The organism is Actinophytocola glycyrrhizae, from assembly GCF_042653545.1.
Classification (GTDB): Bacteria; Actinomycetota; Actinomycetes; order Mycobacteriales; family Pseudonocardiaceae; genus Actinophytocola; species Actinophytocola glycyrrhizae.
The window spans coordinates 103,945-119,370 of sequence record NZ_JBHSIS010000025.1; the positions used below are offsets into that span (position 1 = coordinate 103,945).

A 15,426-nucleotide genomic window follows, 5' to 3' on the forward strand; every position below is an offset into this window, starting at 1 on the left:
TTCTTCAGATGGTGAACGTCACGTCCGTCAGTTTCTCCGACAGGCTCCACAGCCCTGCCGCGGTTTCCCTGTCGTGGGCGGCTCTGCTCGACCGGACCAGCTTCGGGTAGCCGTGCTGGGTGGTGATGCCGCCAGGGCCGGCGAAGGAGCCGTTCGGCAGGTCCATCGTCGCCGCGTACAGGGTGGGCAGGGCGCCCATCTTCGCGCTCTGGGCCACCAGGCGGTTGCCCAGAGCCATGACCATGTCCAGCAGGGTTTCCGTGTGGGACTGGAGGTTGGTCGACGCGTAGCCGGGGTGGGCCGCGTGTGCCTTCAGCGGTGACCCCGCTTCCGTCAGCCTGCGGGCCAGCTCGTGGGTGAACAGCAGGTTCGCGAGCTTCGACTGGTTGTACGCGAGCCACCGCTGGTAGCGGCGCCGTTCCCAGTTCAGGTCCGTCAGGTCGACCTTGCCCGCCCAGTGCATGGTGCTGGACACCGTGACGACCCGGTCGCGGAGCCGGTCCAGGAGCAGGCCCGTCAGTGCGAAGTGGCCGAGGTGGTTGGTGCCGATCTGCTTCTCGAAACCGTCGGCGGTGCGGCGGTGGGGGATCGCCATCACACCCGCGTTGTTCACCAGCACGTCGACCGGCTCGTCGACCGACTTCGCGAACTCGTGCACCGAGGCCAGGTTCGCCAGGTCCAGTGCCCGCACCTCGACGGTGTCGGCCATGGTCGCCGCCGCCGCGTTGCCCTTGTCGACGTCGCGGCACGCCAGGATCACCCTGGCGCCCGCCGACGCGAAGGCCGCGGCCGCCGCCTGGCCGATGCCGCTGTTCGCACCCGTGACGATCACCGTGCGGTCCTTCTGCGGTGGCATGTCGGCCGGTGTCCACTTCGCCATGGCAGCACCCTAGGGCGTGTCCCGTGGATCTTGGTCGATGGGATTCGTGATCCATCTGGTCGCTGGCAAGGCGGAGGAAGGCCCTCGTACCGGGTTGTACTCGGGCTTTCCGGCAACGCGGCCAGCGGCCAGATGGGCGCGAATACCGCGATCAAGATCCGCGGGACACGCCCTAGCCCCGGCTCACACGAACGGTGTCGCTCAACGACTACCGCTTCCGCGGCGTCTGGTCCGTGCGCGCCGCCGGGCGGGTCTTCGCCGCGCTCGTCGACGTCGCGGGCTACCCGGACTGGTGTGGCCAGCGCGCTCCGTGCCTACCTCGCCGGCTGAGCCGTCACCTGCCACACCGGCACGTTATCCCGCACGAACTCGCTGAAGTCCTTCGCCGGGCGGCCCAGTGCCTGCTCCACACCGTCGCCGACCCACGCGTTCCTGCCGTCCAGCAACTCGCTGAACAGGTAGCCCAGCAGACCGGTCACGTCCTCGGGCATCCCCGTGGCGGCCAGGTAGGTGCCCAGGTCTGTCGGCCGGTAGGTGAGCGGTCTGCCGGTGGCCTCGGCGATCTCAGCCACCGCTTCCGCGAACGTCAGCAGCCGTGGGCCGGTCATCTCGTACGTCCGGCCGCCGTGGCCCGGTTCGGTCAGCGCGGCGACAGCCACGTCCGCGATGTCCTCGACGTCGAGGAACGGCTCCCGCACCTCCTCAGCGGGCAGCGCCACGTCGCCACCCAGCAGCGGGTCCAGCAGGTGGCCCTCCGAGAAGTTCTGGTTGAACCACGCGCAGCGGACCACCGTCCACTCGATACCGCCCGCCCGCACCACGTCCTCGGCGGCCTGCGCCTCCGTCTCGCCACGACCGGACAGCAGCACCAGTCGCCGCACGCCCGCCTTCTCCGCCAGGTCGGTCAGTTCACGCACCGCGTCCACCGCGCCCGGCACCGCCAGGTCCGGGAAGTACGACACGTACACCGCGTCCACCCCGGCCAGCGCCGGCGACCAGGTCCCGGGTTCTTCCCAGTCGAATCGCGGCGTGCCCGCCCTGGTGCCCCGCCGCACCGGCACGCCGCGTGCGGTCAGGCGGTCCGCGACCCGTCGCCCGGTCTTGCCGTTGGCGCCCAGCACGAGTGTGTTCATGTCATCCTCCGTTGCTCTTTGGCAGTACATCCAGCAGACCACCGCTTGGCTGGAGAATCCATGACTGCTTGGCGCGATTCCATGCTCGATCGTCCAGATGTCTTGGATGTCCAGTACAGTCCTGCCCATGAAGGGCTTCGACCCGTGGGCGCCCACTGATCCACTTGGTGAGGCACTGCACCTGCTCCGGATGAACGGCGCGTTCTACTGCCGCACGGAGTTGTCCGCGCCGTGGGGCGCGACGATGCCCGCGATGCCGGGGCACCTGTGGTTCCACGTCGTGACCGCGGGCTCCTGCCTGCTGCGCACCGACGACGGCCCGCCCCGCGCCATGGGCCCGCACGAGCTGGTCCTCGTGCCGCACGGGCAGGGGCACGCGCTGCTCAGCGAGCCGGGCGTGGCGACGCCGAACGTCATGGACCTGCCCCGCGACCTGGTCAGCGACCGGTACGAGTCGCTGCGGCACGGCGGTGGCGGCGCGACGACGCACATGATCTGCGGCGCCATCCGGTTCGACCAGCCAGGCGCGCGGCACCTGATCGAGGTGCTGCCGCAGACCCTGCACATCGAGGCAGCCGACGCCGCACCGGACAGCTGGCTGCCGAGCCTGCTGCGGCTCATGGCGGCTGAGGCGAAGGAGCTGCGGCCCGGCGGCGAGGAAGTGATCACCCGCCTGTCGGACATCCTCGTCATCCAGGCGATCCGTGTGTGGCTCGAGTCCGACCCCGCCGCCCGCACCGGCTGGCTCGGCGCACTGCACGACCCGCAGCTCGGTCGCGCGCTCGCGCTGATCCACCGCAGGCCCGACCACGCGTGGACGGTCGCCGAACTGGCGAGTGAGCTGGCGATGTCCCGTTCGGCGTTCTCCGCGCGGTTCACGAAGGTGGTGGGGGAGCCGGTGATGTCGTACGTGACGCGCTGGCGGATGCAGGTGGCTCTGCGCTCCTGCGAGGAGGGCAGAGCCACCACAGCGGAGCTCGCCCGCAAGCTCGGCTACCGCTCCGAAGCCGCGTTCGCGCGGGCGTTCAAGCGGGTGCTGGGCGTCTCACCCGGCGCGGCGAGGAAACAGGAGTTCAGGCAGGCGGGCTGACCCGCCACCCGGCGAGCACCGCGGCGAGGTCGGCCCTGAGCACGTCCGCGACCGCGCCCTCCGGGGCGAGTGCCCAGTCCATCAGCGCGCCGTGCGCCATCGCGGCGACGATGCGGGCCGCCTGCGCCGGTGGGGGAGCCCCGGGCAGGTCCGCCGCGGTGAACAGGTCCGTCAGCACCGCGCGCACCGCGGCCCGCAGGCGGGCGAAACCTGCCCGCAGCGCGGGATCCGCCAGATCGATCCCCAGCTGACCGAGGTGGTTGGACGTGCTCGCCGGGTCGGCGACGCCTTCCGTCGTGGCCAGGACCGCCGCCGTGATCGCGTCGAGCGGGGGCCGGCCCTCGGCGGCCGCGCGCAACAGCGGGGCCACGCCCTCGGCGCCGGTGGTCATCATCGCCAGCAGCAGTCTCCGCTTCGAGCCGAACCGGCCCGCCACCGTGCCCACCGCGACGCCCGCCTCCCCGGCGACCTGCGCGAGCGTGAACCCCGGGCCGAACCGGCCTATGGCCCGGCCGCACGCGGCCATCAGCTCGTCGTCGGAAACCTTGCGGGGGCGGGCCACACAGTTATTGAACCACGGTTCGGAAACGGCGTAGGATCGGCGCCATGGCGACGTGGCGGGAAATCGAGGCGGACGCTCCGGAGTTCGCCGAGCGGGTGCGGAGCCGGTTCGCGGCAGGCATCCACAAGACGATCGCGACCCTGCGCAAGGACGGGTCGCCGCGGATCAGCGGATCCGAACTGGACTTCAAGGACGGCGAGGTCACCCTCGGCATGATGGGCGGCTCGATGAAGCTGCTCGACGTGCGGCGCGACCCCCGCGTCGCCGTGCACAGCCCCTCGGTCGACCCGCCGGAGGACCCCACGACGTGGCTGGGTGACGCCAAGCTCGCAGGCAGGGCGATCGAGGTGGCGCCGCCCGCCGAGGGCGCGGAGCCCGGTGCGGGGTACTTCCGCATCGACATCGCCGAGGTCGCCCTGGCCCACGTCGGCACCCCCGCCGACCACCTGGTGATCGAGTCCTGGCACGAGGGCCGCGGCTACCGGCGGCGCACGAGGAAGTAGGCGGCCCTCCGCGTCGCGAAGGGCCGCCCGGTCCTACCTGCTCGGTTCCCTGGCGGGTTCGGTGACCGCGTGGTCGTCGACCAGTGTCCTCTCGTCGAACGGGTCCGCACCCGACAGCACCCGGTTCGCCTGGTCGCGGTCGAACTCCCTGGTCCACGTGCCGACGAGCACCGTCGCGACCGAGTTGCCCGCGAAGTTGGTCAGTGCCCGCGCCTCGGACATGAACCGGTCGATGCCCACGATGAGACCCACGCCGTCGACCAGTTCCGGCCGGTGTGACTGGAGACCACCGGCGAGCGTCGCGAGGCCCGCGCCGGTCACGCCGGCCGCGCCCTTCGACGCGATGATCATGAACAGCAGCAGCCCGATCTGCTCGCCGACCGACAGCGGCGCGGCCATCGCCTCCGCGACGAACAGGGTCGCCATGGTCAGGTAGATCGCCGTGCCGTCGAGGTTGAACGAGTACCCGGTCGGGATCGTGATCCCCGCGACCGGCTTGCTCACACCGAGGTGCTCCATCTTCGCGATCAGCCTCGGCAGCGCCACCTCCGACGACGAGGTCGACAGGATCAGCAGGAACTCCCGCGACAGGTAGCGGAACAGTGTCAGGATGTTCATCCGCGCGACCAGCCACAGCAGCGACGACAGGACCACGAACACGAACAGCAGGCAGGTCGCGTAGAAGCCGATCATGATGATCGCGAGGCTCTTCAGCGCGTCGACGCCGGTCTCGCCGACCACGGCCGCGATCGCGCCGAACGCGCCGACCGGCGCCACCCACATGATCATCGCGAGGATCCGGAAGACCAGCCGCTGGAGGTGCCCGACCCCGCGCAGGATCGGCTCACCCTTCGCGCCCATCGCCTGCAGCGCGAACCCGGCCAGCAGCGCGACGAGCAGCGTCTGCAGCACCGAGCCCTGGGTGAACGCCGACACGAGCGTCTCCGGGATGATGCCGAGCAGGAAGTCGACCGTGCCCTCCGACTCGGCCACCTGTTCCTTGCCCGCCTCGCGGACGCTCTCGGTGAGCCGCAACCCCTCGCCCGGGTGCAGGATGTTGCCGACGACGAGGCCGATGACCAGCGCCACCGTCGACATCAGGAGGAAGTAGCCGATGGCGAGCGTGCCGACCTTGCCGACCTTCGCCGCCTTGGCCACGGAGCCGACGCCCAGCACGATCGTGCAGAAGATGATCGGGCTGATCATCATCTTGATCAGGTTGACGAACCCGGTGCCGAGCGGTTTCAGTTCCTTCCCGACCGCCGGCCACACCAGGCCGATCAGGATGCCGGCAGCGACGGCGGCCACCACGGCGATGTAGAGGAAGTGGGTCCGGTCACGACGGCGTGGCCGGACCGGTTGTTCGACGCTGGACACAGGACCTCCTGGCAGGGACGGGTGTGCTGCGGGGCGAAGCTCGCGCAGCGACCACGGGCATTGTGCGAACCCGTATGACCTGGGTCACCTTTGTGTTCATTGAGTAGACGAGCTTTCAAGATCATGTGAGGCGGGACACACTGGTGCGCATGACAGGTGAGCGCTGGAGCCTCGCGCGGCAACTGCTGGTGATCCAGGTGATCATCGTCGGGATGCTGGTCGTCGCCGGGGCGGTGCTCGCCTACCTCGACGTCGCCGACCGGACCGAGGACTCCACGCGGGAAGAGGTGGTGTCGGTCGCGCTGACCATCGCAGACTCGCCCGCCGTCGTCGACGCCGTGCTGGCGAGGGAGCCGAGCGCGATACTGCAGCCCTTCGCCGAGCGCGTTCGCCGCGACACCGGCGTGGACTTCATCACGATCATGGACCCCGACGGCCGCCGCTTCACGCACCCGGACCCGGCGCGCATCGGCGAGCGGTTCCTCGGCCACATCGACGAGGCGCTCGCGGGGAAGGTCTTCACCGAGACCTACACCGGCACGCTCGGCCCGTCGGTCCGCGCGGTGGTCCCGGTCCGCGACGGCGACCGGATCGTGGCGCTCGTCAGCGTCGGCATCACGCTCGACGCGATCGCCGGGCAGGTCAGCGACCGGCTCGTGCCGCTCGTGCTGGTGGCACTGGTGACGCTGGCGGTCGGCATGACCGGCACCTACCTGGTCAGCAGGCGGCTCGCCAGGCAGACCCACGGCCTCGGTCCCGCCGAGCTGGGCAGGCGCCTGGAGTACCACGAGGCGATCCTGCACACCGTCCGCGAGGGCCTCCTGCTGGTCGACCAGGCCGGCCGGGTGACGCTGTGCAACGACGGCGCCCGCGAACTGCTCGACCTGGACGGCCAGGTCGAGGGCGCAGTGCTGTCCGATCTGGGGCTGCCCGCCGCGATGGTCGCGAGCATGGCGCCGGACCGCACCACCCGCGACGAGATCCACCTGACCGAGCGGCGGGTGCTGGTCGTGAACTGCACGCCGGTCCGGTCCGGCAACCGCGCGCACGGCACGGTCGTCACGCTGCGGGACCACACCGACCTGCAGGCGCTGACCGGCGAGCTGGACTCGGTCCGCGGGTTCGCCGAGTCGCTGCGCTCGCAGGCGCACGAGGCCGCGAACCGGCTGCACACGGTGGTGTCGCTGGTGGAGCTCGGCCGCTACGACGACGCCGTCGAGTTCGCCACCGCCGAGCTCGCCCTCGCGCAGCAGCTCACCGACCGCGTGGTGGACGCGGTGTCCGAACCCGTGCTCGCCGCGCTGCTGCTCGGCAAGGCGGCGGAGGCGAACGAACGCGGCATCGAGCTGGTGATCACGCCGGAGACGGAGATCGATGACACGGTGCTCGGCGGCACGCTCGCGCCGAGGGACGTGGTCACGATCCTCGGCAACCTCATCGACAACGCGCTCGACGCGGCGGTCGAGGGCGGCGCCGCCCAGCTGAGGGCGCCCAAGGTGTTCGTCACCGCCCGCGCCGAGGACGGCGCGCTGCTGCTGCGGATCGAGGACACCGGCCCCGGGCTCGCGGCGGGCGAGGTGGCGTTCGACCGCGGCTGGTCCACGAAGGCCGGCGGCACGGGACACGGCCGCGGCATCGGGCTCGCGCTGGTGCGGCAGGCGGTGCTGCGCTGCAACGGCACGATCGAGGTGAACCAGGGAGAACGCGGCGCGGTGTTCACGGTCCGGCTCCCCACCGCTCTGGTACCGAGGTGATCTCCGTGCTCGTGGTCGAGGACGACCTCGTCGCCGCCGACGCGCACCGGCTCTACGTCGAGCGGGTCGCCGGGTTCGCCGTCGCCGGCGTCGTGCACTCGGCGGGGGAGGCACGGCGGGCGCTCGGGCGGCTGGACGTGGACCTGCTGCTGCTCGACCAGTACCTGCCCGACGGCAACGGGCTCGACCTGTGCCGGACGCTCCGGGCCGAGGGCAGGCTCGTCGACGTGATCATGGTGACCTCCGCGCGGGACCTCGCACTGGTGCGGGCCGCGGTGTCCAGCGGCGTCGTGCAGTACCTGCTGAAGCCGTTCACCTTCGCGACCCTGCGCGACAAGCTCGAGCGGTACGCGCGGTTCCGGCGCGGCGTCGACCGTGCGGAGGAGGCCGACCAGACCGGCGTCGACCACCTCTTCGCCACGCTGCGCGGCACCGAGGGCGCGCGGTTGCCGAAGGGCATGAGTGCGCCGACCCTCGACGCGGTGGCCGCCGCGCTGCGTGGCGCGGACGACGGCCTGTCGGCGAGCGCGGCGGGGGACGCGCTCGGCATGTCCCGCGTGACCGCGCGCCGGTACCTGGAGTACCTGGCCGACCACGGGATGGCCCTCCGGCAACCGAGGTATGGTCAGGTGGGACGCCCCGAACTGCGCTACCAGTGGGCCAGGACCTGACCGGTGGAACAACCGGCCGGGCAGGGGTGTTATTCTGAACGACGCGACCAGCCTTGCTTGCGAGGCTGACCAAGTGGAGCCCCGCTCCCACCCGAGTCACACCGTGGCCGGGTTCCGGTCGCCGCGACCTGTGCCGGACAGCTCCGGCACTCAGGGCGCGGTGTGCCCGTCATGCGTGACGGGTGATCGGAAGCGGGCCCCGTTCGTCATCAGACGACCGGGGCTTCGTGCTTGATGGGGATCCGCGAGGGTCGCGGATGAGAAGACGAACCCGGCCCGAGGAGGCCCCATCAGCTCCGAGACACGTATCAACGACCGCATCCGAGTCCCGGAAGTCCGCCTGGTCGGACCGAACGGCGAGCAGGTCGGCATCGTGCGCATCGAAGACGCACTGCGGCTCGCTCAGGAAGCGGACCTGGACCTCGTGGAGGTTGCCCCGCAGGCTCGCCCGCCCGTCTGCAAGCTCATGGACTTCGGCAAGTTCAAGTACGAGAGCGCGCAGAAGGCTCGCGAGTCGCGTCGAAACCAGCAGCTCACCGTGATCAAGGAGCAGAAGCTCCGCCCGAAGATCGACACCCACGACTACGAGACCAAGCGCGGGCACGTGATGCGCTTCCTCGAGCACGGCAACAAGGTCAAGGTGACGATCATGTTCCGCGGGCGTGAGCAGTCCCGTCCCGAACTTGGTTTCCGGCTGTTGCAGCGGTTGTCCGAGGACGTGGCCGACCTCGGCTTCGTCGAGGCCGCGCCGAAGCAGGACGGTCGAAACATGATCATGGTGCTGGCGCCGCACAAGACCCAGAAGACCCGCCCGAAGGCCAGCGCGGAACCAGACACGAACTGACCGCGGCTGATCGAGTGACCGAGTGCGTCTCACCGAGGCGCACCCGGTCGTACAACTGCGCAAGGATCACAATGCCCAAGAACAAGACTCACTCCGGTACTTCGAAGCGAGTTCGGATCACCGGCAAGGGAAAGCTGCGTCGTCAGCAGACCGGCCTGCGCCACAAGCTGGAGAAGAAGTCCAGCAGGGTGACCCGGCGCCTGGCAGGCACCGAAGAGATCGCCAAGGCCGACGTCAAGCGCGTCAAGAAGCTGCTCGGTCGCTGACCGGCACTCGTTTTCCCTGACCACATGGGGCGCGCGGGACCGCCGCCCTCGAGATCGATCGGATTTGCACCGTGGCACGCGTCAAGCGGGCAGTCAACGCCCACAAGAAGCGCCGCACCACCCTTGAGCTGGCCAGCGGCTACCGCGGCCAGCGCTCGCGGCTGTACCGCAAGGCGAAGGAGCAGATGCTCCACTCGCTCAACTACGCCTACCGGGACCGCCGTGCCCGCAAGGGTGACTTCCGCCAGCTGTGGATCACCCGCATCAACGCCGCGGCGCGCCAGAACGGCCTGACCTACAACCGCTTCATCCAGGGTCTGAAGAACGCGGGTGTCGAGGTCGACCGCAAGATCCTCGCGGAGCTGGCCGTGAACGACGCGGCCGCGTTCGCCGCGCTCGTCGAGGTCGCGCGCGCGAACGCCGACCAGCAGGGCAAGGCTGCTTCCTGAGCACCGCACCACGACCCGGGGTCGTTCCGTTCACCGAACGGACGCCCCGGGTCGCTGCTGCCAGGGCCCTGTCGCGCCGAGTGGGGCGGCAGCGCGCCGGGCGGTTCCTCGCCGAGGGCGCACAGGCCGTCCGCGAGGCGCTCACATGGCCGGGTGAGGTGCACGAGCTGTTCGTGACCGAGGCGTTCGCCGACCGCGACACCGAACTGCGCGGGCTCGCCGCCGACCGCGGGGTACCCGTGTCGCCGGTGACCGACCGCGCGATGGCCGGCCTGTCCGACACCGTCACACCGCAGGGCGTGGTCGCGGTGTGCTCGCTGGTCGACGTGCCGCTCGCCGAGGCCCTGTCCGGTGCCCCGCGCCTGGTCGCGGTGCTGGTCGGGGTGGCGGACCCGGGCAACGCGGGCACGGTCGTCCGGGTCGCCGACGCGGCGGGCGCCGACGCGGTGGTGCTCGCGGGTGACGCGGTCGACCCGCACAACGGCAAGTGCGTCCGCGCCTCGACCGGCAGCGTCTTCCACCTGCCGATCGCCCGCGCCCCCGTCGACGACGTGCTCGCCGCCTGCCGGGCCGCCGGGCTGTGCCTGGTCGCCGCGGACGGCTACGCCGAGGACGAACTGACACCCGCCACCGACACCGGTCCGACCGCGTGGCTGTTCGGCAGCGAGGCCCACGGTCTACCCGATGAGGTGAAATCGGCGGCGGACGTGTCGCTGCGGGTCCCCCTCTACGGCAAGGCGGAGAGCCTCAACCTGGCCACCGCCGCCACGATCTGCCTGTACGCCAGCGCATGGGCACGGCGCGCTTCGCACTAGATGATCGATCCCGTGAAGTCGGTGTGCTGGTCGCGTCGGACCGGCCCGGTTTTCGGTCGGGTGGGTTGGCTGCGGTTGGTGTTGTGGGTTTGTCCTCGCCGGAACGAGTGCCGTCAATGGGCCGTTCAGGGCGCTGAGCGCCCTGAACGCGCCTTTCAGGGCATCAGCCACGTCGTCTCGCAGCACCGGATCCAGGGCGGCCCGCACAGCGAGGTCCACGTAGCGGTCTCAGCCCCCACGCAACGGTGGCGCAGACCCGCCCGAACCGCAGCCGACCCTCCCCTCCGCCACCCACGAGACCTACCCGTCCGGCAAGGACAAACCCGCCACGACGCCGACCGGAGCCCGGCCTCTCCGACGTGATTAACACCAACTCCACGGAATCGACCACCAGGTGATCTCGCGCCGATCAGCGGAGCCTTCGGGGACCGTGACGGCACCCAGCCACTATCGAGTGGTCATCCGCACCGTTTCAGTCCGCGGGGAGGCGGACTAGCTGTGGGCCTGATCGGCCGATCACCTAGGATCACTGTGCTCGCCGTCCGCGCGGGCACTCCGATCCGGAAACGTCCCTGGAGCCTGCCCCACATGTCCGCAGCCAACGACTCCTACGATCCGAAGCAGGTCGCGGCCCTCGCGCCCGAGACGCTGCAGGCTGCCGTGGAGCAGGCGCGCAAGGAGTTCGCGGCGGTCGGCGACCTGGCGGCACTGGCCACGGTCAAGCCCGCCCACCTCGGGGACAAGGCGCCGCTGATGGTGGCCCGCCGCGAGATCGGTGCGCTGCCCCCCAACGCCAAGGCCGACGCGGGCAAGCGGGTCAACGAGGCCCAGAAGGCGGTGCGCGAGGCGTTCGAGGAGCGCCGCGTCCAACTGGAGGCCGACCGCGACGAGCGGGTGCTCCGCGAGGAGAGCGTCGACGTCACGCTCCCGTGGGACCGGATCCCGCGCGGCGCCCGGCATCCGCTGACCACGCTGTCCGAGCGCATCGCGGACGTGTTCGTCGGCATGGGCTGGGAGATCGCCGAGGGCCCCGAGGTCGAGACCGAGTGGTTCAACTTCGACGCGCTGAACTTCAAGAAGGACCACCCGGCGCGCACCATGCAGGACACGTTCTACGTGGCACCCGCCGACTCCGGCCTGGTGCTGCGCACCCACACGTCGCCGGTGCAGATTCGCTCGCTGATCGAGCGTGACCTGCCGGTCTACGTGGTGTGCCCCGGCCGGACCTTCCGCACCGACGAGCTCGACGCCACGCACACCCCGGTGTTCCACCAGGTCGAGGGGCTTGCCGTCGACAAGGGCCTCACGATGGCCCACCTCAAGGGCACCCTGGACGCGTTCGCCAAGGCCATGTTCGGCGACACGTCCAAGATCCGGCTGCGTCCGTCGTACTTCCCGTTCACCGAACCGTCCGCCGAGTCCGACGTGTGGTTCCCGGAGAAGAAGGGCGGCGCGGGCTGGGTCGAGTGGGGCGGCTGCGGCATGGTCAACCCCAACGTCCTGCGTGCCTGCGGCCTCGACCCGGACGTGTACTCCGGCTTCGCGTTCGGCATGGGCATCGAGCGGACCCTCCAGTTCCGCAACGGCATCCCGGACATGCGCGACATGGTCGAGGGCGACGTGCGGTTCACCGCCCCCTTCGGCACCGAAGCCTGATCTCGCCAGTCAGTAGGAGAGGTAACACCGTGCGGGTCCCCGTCAGCTGGCTCACCGAGCACCTCGAGACGGACGAGAAGTACACGGCGGAGCAGATCGCCGAGGCGTTCGTCCGGGTCGGTTTCGAGGTCGAGGAGGTCACGCCCCTCGGCCCGGTGACCGGTCCCGTCGTGGTCGGCCGCGTCGCCGAGATCGAGGAGCTCACCGAGTTCAAGAAGCCGATCCGGTACTGCAAGGTCGAGGTCGCGGAGGCCGACGACCACGACGACGTCATCGAGGGCGAGCCGCGCCTGCGCGGGATCGTCTGCGGCGCCACGAACTTCGCGGAGGGCGACCTCGTGGTGGTCGCGCTGCCCGGCGCGGTGCTGCCCGGCGGTTTCTCGATCACCGCGCGCAAGACCTACGGCCGGATCAGCAACGGCATGATCTGCTCGGCCCGCGAGCTGGGGCTCGGCGACGAGCACTCCGGCATCCTCGTGCTGCCAAGCGGTGAGGCGGGTGCCGGTGACGACGCGGTCGAGCTGCTGGGCCTGGACGAGAGCGTGATCGAGCTGTCGATCACGCCCGACCGCGGCTACGCGTTCTCCATCCGCGGCCTGGCCCGCGAGCTGGCGTGCGCGTTCGACCTCGACTACCGCGACCCGGCCGCCATCGACGTGCCGGAGGCCGAGGGCGACGCCTTCTCCGTGACCGTCGAGAGCGAGGACGACTGCCCGCGCTTCGTCGCGCGCCGCATCACCGGCGTCGACCCGACCGCGCCGACCCCCTTCTGGGTGCGGCGCAGGCTGATGCTGGCGGGTATCCGCTCGATCTCGCTCGCCGTCGACGTCACGAACTACGTGATGCTCGAGATGGGCCAGCCCATGCACGCCTTCGACACCCCGTCGATCAAGGGCGGCCTGGTCGTGCGCCGCGCGCGGCCGGGGGAGAAGCTCACCACGCTCGACGACACCGTGCGCGAGCTGGACCCGGACGACATCGTCATCGCCGACGAGACCGGCCCGGTGTCGCTGGCGGGCGTGATGGGTGGCGCGAGCACCGAGGTCCGCGCCGACAGCACGGACATCCTCCTGGAGGCCGCGGTCTGGGACCCGGCGGCCATCGCCCGGACCGTGCGCAGGCACAAGCTGCCGTCGGAGGCGTCCAAGCGCTTCGAGCGGCACGTCGACGCGAACATCCCGCCGATGGCGCTGGAGCGCGCTGCCCGGCTGCTGCGTGACCAGGCCGACGGCAGCATCCAGCCCGGCCGCACCGACGAGGGCGGCGTGACCGCGCTGCCGATCGTGACGATGCCGTTGGCGCTGCCCGACCGCGTCGCGGGCACGAACTACGAGCGCGGCGCGACCGTGCGGCGGCTCCAGCAGATCGGGTGCATCACCGAGATCAGCAACGCGGAGGACGGCTCCCCGGTCGTGCTCGCGCAGCCGCCGACGTGGCGCCACGACCTCGCCGAGCCGGCCGACCTGGTCGAGGAGGTGCTGCGGCTCGAGGGCTACGCCTCGATCCCGACGGTGCTGCCCGCGGCCCGGCCCGGCAACGGTGCCACGGCGAGCCAGCGGCGCAGGCGGACGGTCGGCCGCGCGCTCGCGGAGGCGGGCTACGTCGAGGTGATCCCGTTCCCGTTCGTGTCGCCGTCGGTGTGGGACGCGTTCGGCCTGGACGCCGAGGACAGCCGCCGCCGCACCGTCTCGATCCTCAACCCGCTCGAGGCCGAGCGCGGCGAGCTGGCCACGACCCTGCTGCCCGGGCTGCTGGACGCGTTGGTGCGCAACGTGTCCCGCGGCACCCGCGACATCGCGCTGTTCCACATCGGGCAGGTGACGCTGCCGAAGGCGCAGCAGGTGCCGGTGCCGGAGGTGGGCGTGCGGGGCCGCCCGAGCGACGCGGAGATCACGAGCCTGTACGCCGCGCTGCCGCAGCAGCCGGTGCACACGGCGGTGGTCCTGGCAGGCAACCGCGAGCGGGCTGGCTGGTGGGGCCCCGGCACGCAGGCGAGCTGGTCGGACGCCGTGCGAGCCGCGCAGATCGTCGCGGAGGCCGCCGGTGTCGACCTGACGGTGACCGCTGGTGAGCTGGCGCCGTGGCACCCCGGGCGGTGCGCGCAGCTGCTGGTCGGCGACGTCGCCGTCGGCTACGCGGGTGAGCTGCACCCGAAGGTGGTCGACAAGCTCGGCCTGCCGAAGCGCACGTGCGCGATGGAGCTGAAGCTGGACGGGCTCCCGCTGGCGGACCGTCGTCCCGCCCCGGCCCCGTCGCCGTACCCGCCGGTGCTGCTGGACGTCGCGCTGGTCGTCGACGAGTCGGTGCCGGTCGCCGAGGTCGCGGACGCCCTGCGTGGCGGCGGTGGCGACCTCCTGGAGGACCTGAACCTGTTCGACGTGTTCACCGGTGAGCAGGTCGGCGCGGGCAAGCGGTCGCTGGCCTACTCGCTGCGGTTCCGCGCGCCGGACCGCACGCTGACGGTGGACGAGGCGACCGCGGCTCGCGATGCCGCGGTGGCCGCTGCCGCCTCCCGGTTCGGAGCCGCGCTCCGGTCCTGACCTCAGTGCCCTGAAAGGCGCGTTCAGGGCACGCAACGCCCTGAACGCGCCTTTCAGGGCCGTTGCCTGGTCAGCCCGTCGCGAAGGCCACCGCCTCCGGCTGCCAACGGCTACAAGTGCTTGACGGCCTCCCGCACGGACAGCGGCGACAGCTTCGGGTGGCCGGCCACGAACGCACGCACCCAGCCCGGTTCGGTGCGGGCGAACTGGCGCAGCGCCCAGCCGATGCCCTTGCGGATGAAGAAGTCCCGGTCCCCGAGGTTCGCCTCGATCGCCGCCGTCAGCAGCGCGGTGTCCGTCGCCTCCTTGAAGCTCAGCTGGCAGATGATGGACGTGCGGCGCTTCCACCGGTCCTCGTCGCTCGCCCACGCGTGCATGACCGGTGTCAGCGCGGCGGAGAAGTTGCGCAACAGCGGGCCGACTCTGCGGTTCGCGAGCTCGTCGACGTAGTCCCACCACGCACCGGTGACGATCATCTCCTCGTACAGCGGCAGCAGTTCGGGGGTCTGCCACGCCCGGTACGCGCGGTGGCCGGTCAGGTCGATCGCCAGGTATCGCTCCTCGCGGTAGGCGGCCTCCCGCCACAGCGTCAGCGCCGCCGTCCGCAGCGCGTCCACGGTCGGCAACTCGTGCGCGGCGAACAGCTCCTTCGCCAGCGCCCTGCGTGCGGGCGCCGCGACACCCCGGAACGGCAGCTCCGACTTCATGTACCGCTGCATCTCCGGGGCCTTGCCCGGGTCGCCCTCGGCCGCCAGCCCGGACCGCACCGCGGCGACGAGAGCACGGGGTTCGTCCACGAGGCGCAAGCTAGCCCACCCCACCGACAACTCTGTGCGGCCGCGTGTTCGAGTGGTCGCGTTCCGTGTCGGCACGATACGGTAAATCG

General features: G+C 71.0%; 15 protein-coding genes. 10 read left to right on the top strand and 5 right to left on the bottom strand.

What is annotated here, in order from left to right:
• Positions 1-4 precede the first annotated feature (4 nt).
• Entirely contained in the window at positions 5-880 is an 876-nt protein-coding gene (locus ACFPCV_RS36605) for an oxidoreductase (protein WP_378061888.1), read from the bottom strand.
• 314 nt (positions 881-1,194) lie between these two features.
• The gene (locus ACFPCV_RS36610) at positions 1,195-2,013 is read right to left on the bottom strand and encodes an SDR family oxidoreductase (protein ID WP_378061889.1); all 819 of its coding nucleotides are present in this window, start codon (positions 2,011-2,013) and stop codon (positions 1,195-1,197) included.
• Between the two features lie 127 nt (positions 2,014-2,140).
• Between ACFPCV_RS36610 and ACFPCV_RS36615 the strand changes: the two genes are divergently transcribed.
• Positions 2,141-3,103, top strand: coding sequence for an AraC family transcriptional regulator (locus tag ACFPCV_RS36615; protein WP_378061890.1), 963 nt, complete (start codon positions 2,141-2,143; stop codon positions 3,101-3,103).
• Here ACFPCV_RS36615 and ACFPCV_RS36620 read toward each other — a convergent pair.
• On the bottom strand, positions 3,087-3,665 hold the full coding sequence (locus ACFPCV_RS36620) for a TetR/AcrR family transcriptional regulator (RefSeq protein WP_378061892.1): 579 nt from the start codon (positions 3,663-3,665) through the stop codon (positions 3,087-3,089). The two genes, ACFPCV_RS36615 and ACFPCV_RS36620, sit on opposite strands and share 17 nt — an antisense overlap.
• Before the next feature lie 44 nt (positions 3,666-3,709).
• Between ACFPCV_RS36620 and ACFPCV_RS36625 the strand changes: the two genes are divergently transcribed.
• Positions 3,710-4,168, top strand: coding sequence for a pyridoxamine 5'-phosphate oxidase family protein (locus tag ACFPCV_RS36625; RefSeq protein ID WP_378061894.1), 459 nt, complete (start codon positions 3,710-3,712; stop codon positions 4,166-4,168).
• Positions 4,169-4,201: 33 nt separating this feature from the next.
• On the opposite strand, the gene ACFPCV_RS36630 is transcribed toward ACFPCV_RS36625, so the two are convergent.
• The gene (locus tag ACFPCV_RS36630; protein WP_378061896.1) at positions 4,202-5,545 is read right to left on the bottom strand and encodes a cation:dicarboxylate symporter family transporter; all 1,344 of its coding nucleotides are present in this window, start codon (positions 5,543-5,545) and stop codon (positions 4,202-4,204) included.
• A gap of 149 nt (positions 5,546-5,694) precedes the next feature.
• Between ACFPCV_RS36630 and ACFPCV_RS36635 the strand changes: the two genes are divergently transcribed.
• The 8 genes from ACFPCV_RS36635 to pheT all read left to right on the top strand — a co-directional run bounded on the left by ACFPCV_RS36635 (position 5,695) and on the right by pheT (position 14,540).
• Entirely contained in the window at positions 5,695-7,299 is a 1,605-nt protein-coding gene (locus ACFPCV_RS36635) for an ATP-binding protein (RefSeq protein ID WP_378061898.1), read from the top strand.
• Positions 7,296-7,970: a response regulator gene (locus tag ACFPCV_RS36640; protein ID WP_378061900.1), complete on the top strand. Its 675-nt coding sequence runs from the start codon at positions 7,296-7,298 to the stop codon at positions 7,968-7,970. The genes ACFPCV_RS36635 and ACFPCV_RS36640 overlap by 4 nt, the downstream gene beginning before the upstream one ends.
• A gap of 289 nt (positions 7,971-8,259) precedes the next feature.
• The gene (gene infC, locus ACFPCV_RS36645) at positions 8,260-8,814 is read left to right on the top strand and encodes a translation initiation factor IF-3 (RefSeq protein WP_378061939.1); all 555 of its coding nucleotides are present in this window, start codon (positions 8,260-8,262) and stop codon (positions 8,812-8,814) included.
• A 71-nt stretch (positions 8,815-8,885) separates the two neighbouring features.
• Positions 8,886-9,080: a 50S ribosomal protein L35 gene (gene rpmI / locus ACFPCV_RS36650; RefSeq protein ID WP_378061902.1), complete on the top strand. Its 195-nt coding sequence runs from the start codon at positions 8,886-8,888 to the stop codon at positions 9,078-9,080.
• A 71-nt stretch (positions 9,081-9,151) separates the two neighbouring features.
• Positions 9,152-9,529: a 50S ribosomal protein L20 gene (rplT, locus tag ACFPCV_RS36655; RefSeq protein ID WP_378061904.1), complete on the top strand. Its 378-nt coding sequence runs from the start codon at positions 9,152-9,154 to the stop codon at positions 9,527-9,529.
• Positions 9,526-10,344: a TrmH family RNA methyltransferase gene (locus ACFPCV_RS36660; protein WP_378061941.1), complete on the top strand. Its 819-nt coding sequence runs from the start codon at positions 9,526-9,528 to the stop codon at positions 10,342-10,344. Before rplT ends, ACFPCV_RS36660 begins: the two co-directional genes overlap by 4 nt.
• Before the next feature lie 588 nt (positions 10,345-10,932).
• A complete protein-coding gene (gene pheS / locus ACFPCV_RS36665) occupies positions 10,933-12,000 on the top strand; it encodes a phenylalanine--tRNA ligase subunit alpha (RefSeq protein ID WP_378061905.1) in 1,068 nt (355 codons plus the stop codon).
• 29 nt (positions 12,001-12,029) lie between these two features.
• Complete coding sequence (pheT, locus tag ACFPCV_RS36670) at positions 12,030-14,540, top strand: phenylalanine--tRNA ligase subunit beta (RefSeq protein ID WP_378061907.1); 2,511 nt, start codon at positions 12,030-12,032, stop codon at positions 14,538-14,540.
• Positions 14,541-14,650: 110 nt separating this feature from the next.
• Here the strand turns inward: pheT and ACFPCV_RS36675 are convergent, their stop codons facing one another.
• The gene (locus ACFPCV_RS36675) at positions 14,651-15,337 is read right to left on the bottom strand and encodes a DNA alkylation repair protein (protein ID WP_378061908.1); all 687 of its coding nucleotides are present in this window, start codon (positions 15,335-15,337) and stop codon (positions 14,651-14,653) included.
• Positions 15,338-15,426 lie beyond the last annotated feature (89 nt).

Excerpts from the sequence above, each read along its gene's own strand:
- ACFPCV_RS36615 (WP_378061890.1), top strand. The coding sequence starts at position 2,141 with ATGAAGGGCTTCGACCCGTGGGCGCCCACTGATCCACTTGGTGAGGCA.
- ACFPCV_RS36635 (WP_378061898.1), top strand. The coding sequence starts at position 5,695 with ATGACAGGTGAGCGCTGGAGCCTCGCGCGGCAACTGCTGGTGATCCAG.
- ACFPCV_RS36605 (WP_378061888.1), bottom strand. The coding sequence starts at position 880 with ATGGCGAAGTGGACACCGGCCGACATGCCACCGCAGAAGGACCGCACG.
- ACFPCV_RS36625 (WP_378061894.1), top strand. The coding sequence starts at position 3,710 with ATGGCGACGTGGCGGGAAATCGAGGCGGACGCTCCGGAGTTCGCCGAG.
- ACFPCV_RS36610 (WP_378061889.1), bottom strand. The coding sequence starts at position 2,013 with ATGAACACACTCGTGCTGGGCGCCAACGGCAAGACCGGGCGACGGGTC.
- pheS (WP_378061905.1), top strand. The coding sequence starts at position 10,933 with ATGTCCGCAGCCAACGACTCCTACGATCCGAAGCAGGTCGCGGCCCTC.
- rpmI (WP_378061902.1), top strand. The coding sequence starts at position 8,886 with ATGCCCAAGAACAAGACTCACTCCGGTACTTCGAAGCGAGTTCGGATC.